Source organism: Streptomyces sp. NPDC057445, from assembly GCF_042802855.1.
GTDB lineage: Bacteria > Actinomycetota > Actinomycetes > Streptomycetales > Streptomycetaceae > Streptomyces.
This window is the reverse complement of the sequence record NZ_JBHVDH010000004.1, coordinates 365,189-379,221: the sequence shown is the minus strand read 5'-3', so window position 1 is coordinate 379,221 and position 14,033 is coordinate 365,189. Positions and strand designations below refer to the sequence as shown.

Below are 14,033 nucleotides of genomic sequence, written 5' to 3'. Positions count from 1 at the left end.
GTCCGGCGCCCGGATCAGTCTTCCGCCGCGGCCAGCACGACCACGTCCTCGCCTGCGAAGGCGGCCCCGACCGTCGACCCCGCCTCCGGAGCGTCCTGCAGCCGGCACTCCGCCTCGAGCTGCGGGGCTCCGGCGGGCCGCAGCCGTACGGCGACATGGTGGCCCCGGAAGGTGAGCGACTCCACCGTGCAGCGCAGCCCCGCGTCCGGGGCCCCGAGCCGTACGGCCGCCGGACGCACCAGCAGCCGGCAGGCGCCCTGAGGCGAACCCGACGGGACGGGGATCTTGCCCCACGGCGTGTCGGCGGCCTCGCCGGTCACGGTCGCGGGCACCACGTTGTCGAAGCCGAGGAAACGGGCGACGAACTCGGAAGCGGGCCGCTGCCACACCTCACGCGGAGTGCCGCTCTGGGCGACACGCCCGTCACGCATGACCACGACCCGGTCGGCGAGCGCGAAGGCCTCGCCCTGATCGTGGGTGACCGCGAGCACGGTCGTGCCCAACTGCTCGAAGAGGCCTCGCAGTTCGACCACAAGGCGTTCCCTGAGTGTGCGGTCGAGCTGGCCGAGCGGCTCGTCGAGCATCAGCAGCCGGGGACGGGGCGCGAGGGCACGGGCGAGGGCGACGCGCTGCTGCTCGCCGCCGGAGAGCGCGGCGACCGCTCGCTCATGGGCACCCGGGAGCCCGACGAGTTCGAGCAACTCCTCGACCCGCCGCCGCTGTTCGGCCTTCGGTACGCCGTGCATGCGCAGGCCGAAGGCGACATTGCCGGCTACGTCACGCTGCGGGAAGAGCTGGTGGTCCTGGAACATCAGGCCCACGCCGCGCCGGTGCACCGGCACCCCCGCCTGGTCGGCCCCGCCGAGCAGTACCCGGCCGCCGGCCAGCGGCTGGAGTCCGGCCACCGCCCTCAGCAGCGTCGACTTGCCGCTGCCGCTCGGCCCCAGCACACAGACGATCTCGTGGTCGGCGACCTCCAGGTCCACCGCGTTCAGCGCCTCCCGCCGCCCGAACCGTACGGTCGCGTCCTCCAGCTTCAGCATCAGAACTCCCCTGCGGAGCGGTCGGGCCGGATACGTTCGAGCAGCAGCAGAGCCACCGCACAGACCAGCATGAGAATCGTCGAAAGAGCCATCGCCTGCCCGTAATTGAGCTCACCGGGACGGCCCAGCAGCCGGGCGACGGCCACCGGCAGCGTGGGGTTGTCGGGGCGGGCGATGAACACGGTCGCCCCGAACTCCCCGAGCGAGACGGCGAAGGCGAAGCCCGCGGCCACGAGCAGCGCCCGGCGCACCAGCGGCAGATCGACCTCACGCCAGGCGCGCAACGGCGACGCGCCCAGCACGGCCGCGGTCTCCCTCAGCCGGGCGTCGACGGCCCGCAGGACGGGCAGCATGGTCCGTACGACGAACGGCACCCCGACCAGGGCCTGTGCGAGCGGCACCAGGATCCACGTCGTACGCAGATCGAGCGGCGGCTCGTCCAGGGTGATCAGGAATCCGAAGCCCACCGTGACCGCGGAGACCCCCAGCGGCAGCATCAGCAGGGCGTCGAAGCCTCGGACCAGCCGGCCCGCCTTCCGGGTGAGGGCGGCGGCCGCGAGCCCGCCGACCAGCAGGGCGACGGCGGTGGCGGCGAGCGCGTACTGGAGGGAGTTCACGACGGACTCGAGCGGCGGTACGAGGAACGTGCCGCCACTCGCCTCGGCCGATCGCAGCGCCTCGTAGAAGGCGAACCCGTACCCGCCGGGACCGTCGAGCGACCGCTCGATCAGCACCCCGAGAGGCGTCAGGATCAGCAGCACGACAGTGGCGAGGACGGCTGCCAGCAGCGCCCACTGGCCGGCTCCCCGCGGCCGCCGCGATGTGTGCGCGGGGTCGACGAGCCGCAGGGCGGACTCACGCCGCCGTACGGTCCAGGCGTGCACGGCGAGGATCGCGCCGACCGCCGCGAACTGCACCAGCGTCAGCACGGCTGCGGTCGAGAGGTCGAGCCGGTCGGCGGTCTGCCGGTAGATCTCCACTTCGAGCGTGGAGTACGCGGGGCCGCCCAGGATCTTCACGACGCCGAAGGAGGTGAAGGTGAAGAGGAACACCATCAGGGCCGCGGCGGCCACGGCCGGGGTCAGAGCGGGCAGGGTGACGCGCCGCCATGCGGCGAACCGCCCCGCGCCCAGGACCCGGGCCGCCTCCTCCTGGCGGGGGTCCAGCTGCGACCACAGGCCGCCCACGGTCCGTACGACGACCGCGTAGTTGAAGAAGACATGCGCGAGGAGGATGGCCCAGACCGTCGTGTCGAGGCGTACGCCCCAGAGTTCGTCGAGCAGTCCGCCGCGCCCGAGCATTGCCAGGAAGGCCGTACCGACGACCACGGTCGGCAGCACGAACGGCACGGTGACGACCGCGCGCAGGAACTGCTTCCCCGGGAAGTCGAACCGGGCGAAGACATACGCGCCGGGGAGGGCGAGCAGCAGTGTCAACGCGGTGGAGGCGAGCGCCTGCCACAGGGTGAACCAGAGGACGTCGAGAATGTCCGGGCGGCCGACGACGTCTCCGATGCGGCCCAACTGCCAGGCGCCCTGCACCTGGAGCCCGCGACCGACGATCGCGGTCACGGGATAGGCGAAGAAGACGGCGAAGAACGCGACGGGCACGGCCATCAGGGCGAGCCGCGCCGCGTTCCCGCGGAGCGCGTTCCCGCGCGCGTACGACTTCCCGCGCGGGGACGCGCTCCCGGCCGGTGGGGCGTCTACTTCAGGACGAGTGAGGACCACGACTCGATCCACTGGTCTCGGTTGTCGGCGATCTTCTCCGGAGCCATGGTCCGCGGCGCGGCGACCACCTCACCGAACTCGGTGAACAGTGCGGGCAGCTTCGCGTCCTCGGCCACCGGGTTCACGAACATGTTGAGCGGCATGTCCTCCTGGAACTTCTTGCTGATCAGGAAGTCCAGCAGGGCCTTGCCCCCCGCCTCGTTCTTCGCACCCTTGAGGAGACCCGCGGCCTCGGTCTGCCGGAAGCACGTGCCCGTGGAGACCCCCGTCGGTGCCTCCTTGGGCTGCGGCTCGGCGAAGAGCACCTCGACCGGCGGGCTGGATGCGTACGAGACCACGAGCGGCCGGTCGCCCTTGGCCTCCTTGCCGCCGGCGGAGCCGGAGAACTCCTGGTTGTAGGCGAGCTCCCAGCTGTCGACGACCTTCACGCCGTTCGCCTTCAGCTTCTTCCAGTAGTCCTGCCAGCCCGAGTCGCCGTACGCGGATGCGGTGCCGAGGAGGAAGCCGAGGCCGGGCGAGGAACGCTCGGCGTTCTCGACGACCAGGAGGTTCTTGTATGCGGGCTTCGCGAGGTCCTCGAGGGACTGCGGCGGGGCCAGCTTCCTGTCCGCGAAGTACTTCTTGTCGTAGTTGACGCAGATGTCGCCGGTGTCGACGGGCGTGACCCGGTGCTTGTCCTTGTCGAGCTGGAGGGTCTCGGGGACCCGCTCCAGGCCCTTGGCCTCGTACGGCGTGAAGAGCTCGTTGTCGAGGGCCCTGGAGAGGGTGGTGTTGTCGACTCCGAAGAACACGTCGCCCTGCGGAGAGCCCTTGGTGAGGATCTCCTTGTTGAGGGCCTCTACGGCGTCACCGCTCTTCAGCACCTTGACCGTGTACCCGGTCTGCCGGGTGAACTCCTTGAGCACCGCGGGGGTGGCGTTGAAGGAGTCGTGGCTGACGAGCGTCACGGTCTTGGAACCGGATCCAGAGCCGGAGGCGTTGTCCTTGTCCTCCCCGCCGCAGGCCGCGAGCGTACTGACGCCGAGGGCCGCGGCCAGCGCCGCGACCGTGATCTTCTTGGTGGTGCTCACTGAGATTCCTCCTGGACATGACCAGGAAGAGACGCGGCCCTGCCCGGTTCTCGGATCCTTCGATCCGGAGCCGGGCAGGGCGCAACAGCTTGAGTCTCGTCCGAACTTCCTACCCGGAATGACCCGGGCGAGGTTCAGAGGGTCTGCGGTCTGACGGTCACCGCACTCTCAGCGCTGTGGCGCTCCCCTGTCGGAATATGCAAATGTTCGAGCCCAGGTTACATGGGCCCTTCGGGCGGCCCGCTAGCGCTCGGAAGCCGCGAGCTGTCCGCACGCCCCGTCGATCTCCTGCCCCCGGGTGTCGCGCACGGTGACGGGCACTCCATGAGCGGCGATCGCGTCGACGAACGCCTTCTCGTCCTCGGGGCGGGAGGCCGTCCACTTCGAGCCCGGGGTCGGGTTGAGCGGGATCAGGTTGACATGGACCCGCTTGCCCTTGAGCAGCCGGCCCAGCAGGTCACCACGCCATGCCTGGTCGTTGATGTCGCGGATCAGGGCGTACTCGATGGAGATCCGGCGACCGGACTTCGCCGCGTAGTCCCAGGCGGCGTCCAGCACCTCCCGCACCTTCCAGCGCGTGTTCACCGGCACGAGGGTGTCGCGGAGCTCGTCGTCGGGAGCGTGCAGCGAGACGGCGAGCCGGCACTTGAAGCCCTCGTCGGCGAACCGCAGCATCGCAGGGACGAGGCCGACCGTGGAGACGGTGATCCCGCGCTGCGAGATGCCGAGGCCGTCCGGCTCGGGATCGGTGAGCCTGCGGATGGCGCCGACGACCCGCTTGTAGTTGGCGAGCGGCTCGCCCATGCCCATGAAGACGATGTTGCTCAGCCGGGCCGGCCCGCCCGGGACCTCTCCGTCGCGCAGCGCCCGCATGCCGTCCACGATCTGGTGCACGATCTCGGCCGTGGACAGATTGCGGTCCAGCCCGGCCTGGCCGGTGGCGCAGAACGGGCAGTTCATGCCGCAGCCGGCCTGCGAGGAGATGCACATCGTCACCCGGTCCGGGTAGCGCATCAGCACGGACTCGACGAGCGTCCCGTCATGCAGGCGCCACAGCGTCTTGCGGGTCGTGTCGTCGTCGCACGAGATGTGCCGGACGACGGACATCAGATCGGGCAGCAGCTCCGCCGCGAGCCGCTCACGCGCGGCCGAGGGGATGTCGGTCCACTGACCGGGGTCGTGGGCGTACCGAGCGAAGTAGTGCTGCGACAGCTGCTTGGCGCGAAACGGCTTCTCGCCGATCGCGGCAACGGCCTCCTTGCGCTCGGCGGGCGTGAGGTCGGCGAGATGCCGCGGGGGCTTCTTGGCTCCGCGCGGCGCGACGAAAGTGAGTTCTCCGGGCTTGGGCATGGTCCTACCAGTGTCGCAGACGGAATCCGGTGGCCTGGGGGCCCTGTCGAGCAGGTGGGCGTCGCCGCTCGCCGCCGGTCATCGGCGGGCCCCTCGCACGACCCGCCGAGGACCGCGACTGGTGACGTTCTGGCTGGTCGTCCCGTCATCCGACGGCCTCATCCGGATGTCGGCTGTCACCCTCCAGCCCTGCGGGAACAGCACGCGCATCCGCGTCAGCACGCGCATCCGTATCAGGGCACGACGCTGGTCGGGCGGAAACCAAGCAGGTCTTCCATGTCAGTTCCTCCATCCTGGCCGGCGCAATGTCACAACCGTGCGGTTGCCGATCGGCGGAGCAGAAGCAGGAACTGCGTCCGTTCCGTTGCGTCGGGCTGCGGCGCCCTCACCGCGCGAACCCCGTGCTCCGGAGTCAGGCTGGAACTCGGGTTGTCGTGATCCGGAAGGTTGGCCCATGAAGGCCGTGGCTGATTCCGCAGGAGGCAAGTGGCTGGCAGGCGCGCTCGACAGCCCCGTGGTGGGGATGGCTCCGTGGATCATCTTCTCGATTCTCGCCGGCCCCGGCCGCTTCGGGCTGGCGGTGGGACTCGCACTCGCGGTCTCCGTCGTCATGGTCGTCGCGGGACGGATCCTGCATCCCGGCACATCCCTCAAGATCCTTGAGGTGGCGGACGTGGTCGTCTTCACCGCGCTGGCGATCGTGGGGGCGCTTGCCGACGAGGGCACCCACGTCTGGCTGGAGACCTACGCGGACGAGGTCGCGAACATCGCCCTGGTGCTGATCGCCTTCGGCTCCATGGCCGTACTGGTGCCCTTCACACTGCAGTACGCCCACGAGCGCGTGGATCCCGTCCTCTGGGACTCCCCCGCCTTCAAGCGGACCAACTACGTGATCACCGGTGTCTGGGGGCTCGCCTTCCTGGCGGCCGCGGTCACGGGCGGCTACGGCGATCTCGTGCTCCACAACCCGGACAACATCTGGACGGAATGGATCATCCAGATCCTGGCGATCATCGCGGCCCTGCGCTTCACCGAGTGGTACCCGGACTACGCACGGGCCAAGGCACGGGGCGAGCCGACCCCGCCGATCAGCGGACTGCTGCTCCCGCTGGCCGGGCTGCTCATCCCCATCGGCGTCGCCGTCCTGATCTTCGAGGACTCCACCTGGCTGGGCATCGCCCTGATCGTGGCGGGTGTACTCGCGACCAAGGCCCTCCGGGACGACTCCAAGCAGGAGCCCGCCACGCGCTCTCCGGAATGACCGCTCGGCCGGCGCCGTGAACGCGGCTGTACGACGAGGGGGCCCACCGTGCGGACGGTGGGCCCCCTCGTCGTACAGCGGTCCAGCCGCGCGGCGGTCGGTCAGCCAGAACCCACGAAGACCACCAGCAGCAGCCACACCACAGGTGCGGTCGGCAGCAGGGAGTCCAGCCGGTCCATGATGCCGCCGTGGCCCGGCAGCAGCGTGCCCATGTCCTTGATACCGAGGTCCCGCTTGATCATCGACTCACCCAGGTCACCCAGCGTCGCGCTGGCCGCGACCGCGAGACCGAGCAGCAGGCCCTGCCACCAGGTGCCACCGTCGATCAGCAGCGGCATGCACACGGCACCCGCCGCCATGCCGAACGCCACAGCCCCGAAGAGGCCCTCGCGGGTCTTGCCCGGGCTGATGCGCGGAGCCAGCTTGTGCTTCCCGAAGCGCCAGCCGATCGCGTAGGCGCCGGTGTCGCTCACCACGGTCAGCAGCAGGAACGTGAACACCCGCTGCGGCCCGTCGTCGGCGGTGAGCATCATCGCGACGAACGTGGCCAGGAACGGTACGTAGAACGCGGCGAAAAGCCCCGCTGTCACGTCCTTCAGGTAGCCCTCCGGCGGCTCGGCCATCCGCCATACGAGCACCGCCAGCCCGGTGAGCGCCATGACGACCCACGCGCCCTCCGCCCCGCGCACATAACCGGCCACGACCATCGCCGCGCCGCCCACCGCGAGCGGGATCAGGGGCGCCTTGATCCCCTTGCGCTCGTCGAGCCGGGAGGTCAGCTCCCACAGGCCGACGACCACGGCGACCGCGATCACTCCGACGAACACGGCCTTGACGACGAAGAGAGAGGCGATGATCACTGCGCCGAGCCCGACGCCGACGCCTATCGCGGCCCGCAGATTCCGGCCCGCGCGCTTCTTCTGCGGCGGCCCTGAAGGCTGCGGCGGCTCGGAAGCCGCAGGCGGCGGAGGGGTGGGCATGGGCTCCTGCGGCATCTCGTCGCGGACCGGGGGGCCACTCCACCGAGCGGCCCCCCGGGCACGGTCGTCGCGATCTTGTGCGTCTCTACCTGCGTCGGGAACGTCCGTCACGACATCCGGCACGACAGGCATGGGCCGAGTCTGCCGGGCATCATGCACATCGTAGGCGGGACCCGCCGGGGCGGCCCCCTGGTCGGGCGGCCCCCAGTGACCGGGGCTGTAGTCCGCGCGCGGCGCAGCCCCCCAGGAAGAGTCGTTCATCAGACCTCGAGCAGCTCGGCTTCCTTGTGCTTGAGCAGCTCGTCCACCTGCGCGACGTACTTCGCGGTGGTGTCGTCGAGCTCCTTCTCGGCACGGCGGCCCTCGTCCTCGCCGACCTCGCCGTCCTTGATCAGCTTGTCGATGGCTTCCTTGGCCTTGCGGCGCACGGAGCGGATCGAGATCCGGGAGTCCTCGGCCTTGCTCTTGGCGACCTTGATGTACTCACGGCGGCGCTCCTCCGTCAGCTCAGGGAACACCACACGGATGATGTTGCCGTCGTTGCTGGGGTTGACGCCCAGGTCGGAGTCCCGGATCGCCTGCTCGATGTTGCGCAGTGCGCTCTTGTCGAACGGGGTCACCACCGCCATGCGCGGCTCGGGCACCGAGAACGAGGCCAGCTGGTTGATCGGCGTCAGCGCACCGTAGTAGTCGGCCACGATCTTGTTGAACATCGCCGGGTGCGCACGCCCGGTGCGGATCGCGGCGAAGTCCTCCTTGGCGACCACGACGGCCTTCTCCATCTTCTCCTCGGCCTCGAGGAGGGTCTCTTCGATCACCACTTGCTCCTGCGTGTCTTGAGTAGGCCCGGCGTGTACGCGTGACGTTCACTCCTCGAATCCGTCTGGACGGATCCGCGTGACGAGCGCGACGAGTACGTGGCCGGCGAAACTTGGCGGCGCGTTCCCCTGCACGGTGTCCGACCGGCAGGTCTTTGTCCATCCCCTCTCGGGAGCGGTGGGGCGGGTCAGCCCCGGGTGCCCTGGTCGCTCACGAGCGTGCCGATCTTCTCACCCCTGACCGCCCGCGCGATATTGCCCGCGGCGAGCAGTTCGAATACGAGGATCGGCAGATCGTTGTCGCGGCAGAGGGTGATGGCCGTTGCGTCGGCCACCTTGAGGTTGCGGGAGAGCACCTCGCCGTACTCCAGCGCGTCGAACTTCACGGCGTCCGGGTTGGCCTTGGGGTCGGAGTCGTAGACACCGTCAACGCCGTTCTTGCCCATCAGCAGGGCCTCGGCGTCGATCTCCAGGGCGCGCTGGGCGGCGGTGGTGTCGGTGGAGAAGTACGGCATGCCCATACCGGCGCCGAAGATGACGACGCGGCCCTTCTCCAGGTGCCGTACGGCCCGCAGGGGGATGTACGGCTCCGCGACCTGTCCCATGGTGATGGCGGTCTGGACGCGGGAGTCGATGCCCTCCTTCTCCAGGAAGTCCTGGAGCGCCAGGCAGTTCATGACCGTGCCGAGCATGCCCATGTAGTCGGAGCGGGCCCGGTCCATGCCGCGCTGCTGCAGCTCCGCGCCACGGAAGAAGTTGCCGCCGCCGATGACGATCGCGATCTCTGCGCCGTCACGCACGACCGCGGCGATCTCCCGTGCGATGGCGTGTACGACGTCGGGATCGACGCCAAGGCCGGTGCCGCCGGAGAAGGCTTCACCGGACAGCTTCAGCATAAAGCGGCCGGCTTTTTTGCCGGCGTGGTCGCTCTTGTCGTCGGCAGCCTGGTTGGCGTCCGCGCCCTTGTTCATGGAGATCTCCTCGTGCACATACGAAGAAGGCCATTGCCGGTGGGTGCTGGTGTCCCTGCGGCAATGGCCTCCTCGTCAGATCTGCGGTCGTCCGGCTTTCACGCGGCCGACGACTGCTGAGAAACCCTAGCGGGCTCCCGTGTCGATCGCGTACCGGCTCAGATGCCGACCTTGATGCGCGAGAAGCGCTTCAGGCTGACACCGGCCTCGTCCAGGATCTGCTGGACGGACTTCTTGTTGTCGAGCGCGTACGGCTGACCAAGGAGGGTGGCCTCCTTGAAGAAGCCGTTGACACGACCCTCGACGATCTTGGGGAGCGCGGCCTCGGGCTTGCCCTCGGCGCGCGTGGTCTCCTCGGCGACGCGGCGCTCGGACTCGACGACCTCGGCCGGAACGTCCTCGCGGGAGAGGTACTTCGGCGCGAAGGCGGCGATGTGCTGCGCGACGCCCTTGGCGACCTCGGGGTTCACCGTGTCGAGCTCGACGAGAACACCGATCTGCGGGGGCAGGTCAGGCATGGTGCGGTGCATGTACGCGGCCACGTAGGCACCGGAGAACTGCGCGAAGCGGTCCAGGACGATCTTCTCGCCGAGGTTGGCGTTGGCCTCGTCGACGTACGCCTGAACGGTCTTGCCGGGCTCGATCTCGGAGGCGAGCAGCGCCTCGATGTCGGCCGGGTTCGTCGCGGCGACGTGGGCGGCGAGCGCGTTGGCGACGGCCTGGAACTTGTCACCCTTGGCGACGAAGTCCGTCTCGCACTTCAGCTCGACGATGACACCGGAGGTGTTGTCGTCGGCGATCAGGGAGACGACGGCACCGTTCTCGGCGGAGCGGCCCTCGCGCTTGGCGACGCCCTTCTGGCCCTTGATGCGCAGAGCCTCGACGGCCTTGTCGACGTTGCCGTCGGCCTCGTCGAGCGCCTTCTTGCAGTCCATCATGCCCGCGCCGGTGAGTTCGCGGAGCTTCTTTACGTCAGCGGCGGTGTAGTTCGCCATGTCTGTGAATCTCTCTGAAGTCGAAGAGTCGAACGATCTACGGGTCAACGGCGGGGGCTTTTTGGGCCCCCGCCGTTGACATCCGAACCTGAGGTGTCAGGCCTGCTCGGCGTCCGCGGCCGGAGCGGCGTCCGCGGCCGGAGCCTCGGCAGCGGCCTCGGCCGGCTTCTCGGCCTCGTCGGCAGCCGGGGTCTCGGCCGGCTTCTCGGCCTCGGCGGCCGGGGTCTCGTCGGCCTTCTTCTCGCCCTCGAGCAGGTCGCGCTCCCACTCGGCCAGCGGCTCGCCCGCGGCCTTGTCGCCCGGCTTCGAGTCACCGGTGGCGACGCCGGAACGGGCGATGAGGCCCTCGGCGACGGCGTCGGCGATCACGCGGGTGAGCAGGGTGACGGAGCGGATCGCGTCGTCGTTGCCCGGGATCTTGTAGTCGACCTCGTCGGGGTCGCAGTTGGTGTCGAGGATCGCGACGACCGGGATGTGGAGCTTGCGCGCCTCACCGACGGCGATGTGCTCCTTCTTGGTGTCGACGATCCAGACGGCGCTCGGCACCTTCTGCATCTCGCGGATACCACCGAGGGTCTTCTCCAGCTTGGCCTTCTCGCGGGAGAGGACCAGGAGCTCCTTCTTGGTGAGGCCGGAGGCGGCCACGTCCTCGAAGTCGATCGCCTCGAGCTCCTTCAGACGCTGAAGGCGCTTGTAGACGGTGGAGAAGTTGGTGAGCATGCCGCCCAGCCAACGCTGGTTGACGTACGGCATCCCGACGCGGGTCGCCTGCTCGGCGATGGCCTCCTGGGCCTGCTTCTTGGTGCCGACGAACATGATGGAGCCGCCGTGGGCGACGGTCTCCTTGACGAACTCGTAGGCGCGGTCGATGTACGACAGCGACTGGAGCAGGTCGATGATGTAAATGCCGTTGCGCTCGGTGAAGATGAAGCGCTTCATCTTCGGGTTCCAGCGACGGGTCTGGTGACCGAAGTGGACGCCGCTCTCCAGCAGCTCCCGCATCGTGACGACGGCCATGGCCGTATCTCCTTGAGTTTTCTCGGTTATGTCCTGACGCCCCGGCGCGCCGTGCCACAAGGACCGAGAGGCGCGGCCATCGACCGCTGATGAGGGAGATGGCGGGGCGTGCGAAGTCGACCCGGTGACCCGGATCGCCAGAAGAAGTGTACGGGACCCGCGCAGTGCCGGGTGACGTCGCTGTCCACAACTGGCCGGTTGTCCACAGATCCGGACCATGATCAGCGCGGTCGGGTGCCGGTACGGCACGGTCCGGGGCATGAATCGCGTACGGGTCGTGACGATGACGGTGGCAGTGGTGGCCCTGCTGTGGGGCCTCGGGGGAGGCACCGCCTGGGCAGCGGGCACATGGCCGGTGGGGCCGCCACGGCCTGAGGTGGTACGGGGCTGGGAGCCGCCGGCCGGACCCTACGGGCCGGGTCACCGCGGTGTCGACCTTGCGGCGCCCCCGGGCACCGAGGTGCGGGCGGCCGCGGCGGGAACGGTGTCCTTCGCGGGAGCGGTGGCCGGCCGCGGGGTGCTCTCGATCGCCTTGTCGGGTACGGGCGACCCTCCGCTGCGTACGACGTACGAGCCGGTTCGGCCGCTGGTCGGGCCGGGCACCGAGGTGGCCGCGGGCCAGCTGGTCGCGGTCCGGACGGACGGGCCGTCGCACTGTCCCCAGGGGTGCCTGCACTGGGGTCTGCGCCGCGGGGAGCAGTATCTCGACCCGCTGTCGCTGCTGCCCCCGTCCGAGCTGCGCCGGGGCCCGGCACGACTGCTGCCGGTCTTCGGAGTACCGGCGACACGGGCGTCGGGGAGGGGGTCGGCCGTCGTGGTGACGGCGAGCGCCTTGCACGCCCGGGTGGCTGCGGGCCCGGGTGGAGGAGCGGATTGCGTCCAGGCGGTCGCTCTGGCCGCGGCGGCGGCATGCTCGCGGCGGGCGCTGGCGCGCGGGGGCCCGCACGGCCGGGCACCAGTGCAGAGGGGAGGAGGCGGTGCGACTCGGGGGCTGCAGGGCCCCGGCACCACCAGGCGGACGCGCGGTGCGGTGGAGGGTCTCCGGCACCGTGGGCCTCCGGCAGAGGAGCGGGCTCACTCGCCCCGGACGCCTCGCAGCGCCATCGACACAGCGGCGTCGGCGATCCCGGAGGGGTTTTCGGCCGCACCGAGCTCGATGCGGCGGACCGCGGCGTCCACGATGCCCTGCAGGAGCATCGCGGCGAGACGGGGCTGCTGGTGGCCGAGCTCTCGCAGAGCTTCGACGATCATGGCGACAAGGCCACCGTGCGCCGCGCGGATCTTCTCGCGGGCACCGTCGTCGAGCTCACTCGCGGAGATCGCCACGACGGCCCGGTGGCGACGGTCGCCCACCAGCTCGAGCTGCTGGCGCACATACGCCTCGACCTTGCCTTCGGGCGTACGGGACCGCTCCATGGCGGCTTCCACCTCGGCGGCCCAGACCGGGAAGTCGACGGCGCAGAGCTCCTCGACGACGGCGGCACGCGACCGGAAGTACTCGTACACCGACGACCTGGCGAGGCCCGTGCGCTCGGCGAGGGCGGGGAAGGTCAGCGCTTCCGTACCGCCTTCGGACAGCAGGGATCGCGCGGCATCAAGCAGGGCGCCGCGCTGCATGGTCCGGTGCTCGGCCACGGAGGCCGCTCGAATCCTTGGCACGGGACCACTTTACGGGCGAGTCCGTCCGGGCGGGCGGGAGCGTGGGCATTCGGCGACCACGGCCCCGTGCGGCCGGTGCGGGTCGCGTACGCGTCAGCGGCCGACGTCCGCGAGCTTCGCCCGCAGCTGCAGGACGGACTTCGTGTGGATCTGGCTGACCCTGCTCTCGGTGACCCCGAGGACGTTGCCGATCTCGGCCAGGGTGAGGCCCTCGTAGTAGTAGAGCGTGACGACGGTCTTCTCACGGTCGGGAAGCGTGTTGATCGCGCGCGCCAGGAGCCGGCGCAGCTCCCGGTCCTCCGCCACCTCGACCGGGTTGTCCGCAGCGGTGTCCTCCAGTGTGTCCATGAGACTGAGCCGGTCGCCGCCCTCGCCGCCGACATGCAGCAGTTCCTCCAGGGCCACCACGTTGGCCAGGGACAACTGGCTGAAGACGGAGTGCAGTTCCTCCAGCCCGATGCCCATCTCCTCTGCGACCTCGCTCTCGCTGGGCGTGCGCCGCAGCTGTGCCTCCAGCGTGGCGTACGCACGCTCGACGGCGCGGGCCTTCTGGCGCACGGAGCGGGGGATCCAGTCCAGCGCCCGGAGTTCATCGATCATGGCGCCCCGGATGCGGGTGATCGCATACGTCTCGAACTTGATCGAGCGTTCGATGTCGAACTTCTCGATGGCGTCGATGAGTCCGAACACCCCGGAGGAGACGAAGTCCGCCTGCTCGACGTTGGGCGGCAGCCCGACGCTCACCCGGCCCGCGACGTACTTCACCAGCGGTGAGTAGTGCAGGATCAGCTGCTCCCGCAGCCGCCCGTCGCCCGTCGTCTTGTACGACCGCCACAACTCGTCGAGCGACGAGGGCGCGGGCGGCCGCACGGTGCCACGGGCAGCTGGGGGCACTGCCGCGCGGTCAGACCCGGAGGTGTGCTGGGGCATGCGTTGCCTTGAGCCGTTCTGCTGGGTGTGAGGGGACGTGTTTCTGGGCGGAGGGCCGGTCGGGGAACCTGGAGCGTAGCGTGACTGGACGGTTGCGGTGCGCGAAGACCGGCGGATCGCGCCTGTGCGGGTGCGGGCCGTCGGCCACACCTTCGAACGGGGGCCGTCGCCGTGCGCGCCGGCCCCCTGGGTGTCACCGGGTGGGCCGC

12 protein-coding genes, 1 pseudogene and 1 riboswitch are annotated in these 14,033 nt (G+C 69.9%); of the genes and pseudogenes, 2 read left to right on the top strand and 11 right to left on the bottom strand.

The window, feature by feature from the left end; translation table 11 throughout:
- Positions 1-14 precede the first annotated feature (14 nt).
- The 4 genes from ACFU5O_RS12960 to rlmN form a co-directional block, all read right to left on the bottom strand.
- Positions 15-1,043 (bottom strand): ABC transporter ATP-binding protein, encoded by a 1,029-nt coding sequence (locus tag ACFU5O_RS12960; protein ID WP_384239501.1) that lies wholly within the window; start codon positions 1,041-1,043, stop codon positions 15-17.
- A complete protein-coding gene (locus ACFU5O_RS12955) occupies positions 1,043-2,659 on the bottom strand; it encodes an ABC transporter permease (RefSeq protein ID WP_384239692.1) in 1,617 nt (538 codons plus the stop codon). The genes ACFU5O_RS12960 and ACFU5O_RS12955 overlap by 1 nt, the downstream gene beginning before the upstream one ends.
- 89 nt (positions 2,660-2,748) lie before the next feature.
- On the bottom strand, positions 2,749-3,843 hold the full coding sequence (locus ACFU5O_RS12950) for a thiamine ABC transporter substrate binding subunit (RefSeq protein WP_384239500.1): 1,095 nt from the start codon (positions 3,841-3,843) through the stop codon (positions 2,749-2,751).
- Between the two features lie 88 nt (positions 3,844-3,931).
- Positions 3,932-4,042: riboswitch (TPP riboswitch) on the bottom strand.
- Between the two features lie 44 nt (positions 4,043-4,086).
- Positions 4,087-5,193 carry a 23S rRNA (adenine(2503)-C(2))-methyltransferase RlmN gene (rlmN, locus tag ACFU5O_RS12945; RefSeq protein WP_384239498.1) on the bottom strand — a complete coding sequence of 369 codons (1,107 nt, stop codon included), beginning with the start codon at positions 5,191-5,193 and terminating at the stop codon, positions 4,087-4,089.
- A 454-nt stretch (positions 5,194-5,647) separates the two neighbouring features.
- Here rlmN and ACFU5O_RS12940 point away from each other — a divergent pair, with 454 nt between their 5' ends.
- Positions 5,648-6,454 (top strand): hypothetical protein, encoded by an 807-nt coding sequence (locus ACFU5O_RS12940; protein ID WP_384239497.1) that lies wholly within the window; start codon positions 5,648-5,650, stop codon positions 6,452-6,454.
- Positions 6,455-6,555: 101 nt separating this feature from the next.
- Here the strand turns inward: ACFU5O_RS12940 and ACFU5O_RS12935 are convergent, their stop codons facing one another.
- From ACFU5O_RS12935 to rpsB, 5 genes are all read right to left on the bottom strand, one after another.
- Positions 6,556-7,695, bottom strand: coding sequence for a phosphatidate cytidylyltransferase (locus ACFU5O_RS12935; protein WP_384239495.1), 1,140 nt, complete (start codon positions 7,693-7,695; stop codon positions 6,556-6,558).
- On the bottom strand, positions 7,695-8,252 hold the full coding sequence (gene frr, locus ACFU5O_RS12930) for a ribosome recycling factor (RefSeq protein ID WP_384239494.1): 558 nt from the start codon (positions 8,250-8,252) through the stop codon (positions 7,695-7,697). The genes ACFU5O_RS12935 and frr overlap by 1 nt, the downstream gene beginning before the upstream one ends.
- A gap of 188 nt (positions 8,253-8,440) precedes the next feature.
- Positions 8,441-9,223 carry a UMP kinase gene (gene pyrH / locus ACFU5O_RS12925; protein WP_384239493.1) on the bottom strand — a complete coding sequence of 261 codons (783 nt, stop codon included), beginning with the start codon at positions 9,221-9,223 and terminating at the stop codon, positions 8,441-8,443.
- 158 nt (positions 9,224-9,381) lie between these two features.
- Positions 9,382-10,218, bottom strand: a complete 837-nt coding sequence (gene tsf / locus ACFU5O_RS12920) for a translation elongation factor Ts (RefSeq protein WP_384239491.1) — start codon at positions 10,216-10,218, stop codon at positions 9,382-9,384.
- A 96-nt stretch (positions 10,219-10,314) separates the two neighbouring features.
- The gene (gene rpsB, locus ACFU5O_RS12915) at positions 10,315-11,235 is read right to left on the bottom strand and encodes a 30S ribosomal protein S2 (RefSeq protein WP_384239489.1); all 921 of its coding nucleotides are present in this window, start codon (positions 11,233-11,235) and stop codon (positions 10,315-10,317) included.
- Between the two features lie 198 nt (positions 11,236-11,433).
- On the opposite strand from rpsB, the pseudogene ACFU5O_RS12910 reads away from it, so the two are divergent.
- Positions 11,434-12,016, top strand: a pseudogene (locus ACFU5O_RS12910) (M23 family metallopeptidase); the annotation flags it as partial.
- A gap of 293 nt (positions 12,017-12,309) precedes the next feature.
- Here the strand turns inward: ACFU5O_RS12910 and ACFU5O_RS12905 are convergent.
- Positions 12,310-12,870: a TetR/AcrR family transcriptional regulator gene (locus ACFU5O_RS12905; protein WP_384239690.1), complete on the bottom strand. Its 561-nt coding sequence runs from the start codon at positions 12,868-12,870 to the stop codon at positions 12,310-12,312.
- A gap of 117 nt (positions 12,871-12,987) precedes the next feature.
- Positions 12,988-13,824 carry an RNA polymerase sigma factor WhiG gene (whiG, locus tag ACFU5O_RS12900; RefSeq protein ID WP_384239487.1) on the bottom strand — a complete coding sequence of 279 codons (837 nt, stop codon included), beginning with the start codon at positions 13,822-13,824 and terminating at the stop codon, positions 12,988-12,990.
- Positions 13,825-14,033: the final 209 nt, after the last annotated feature.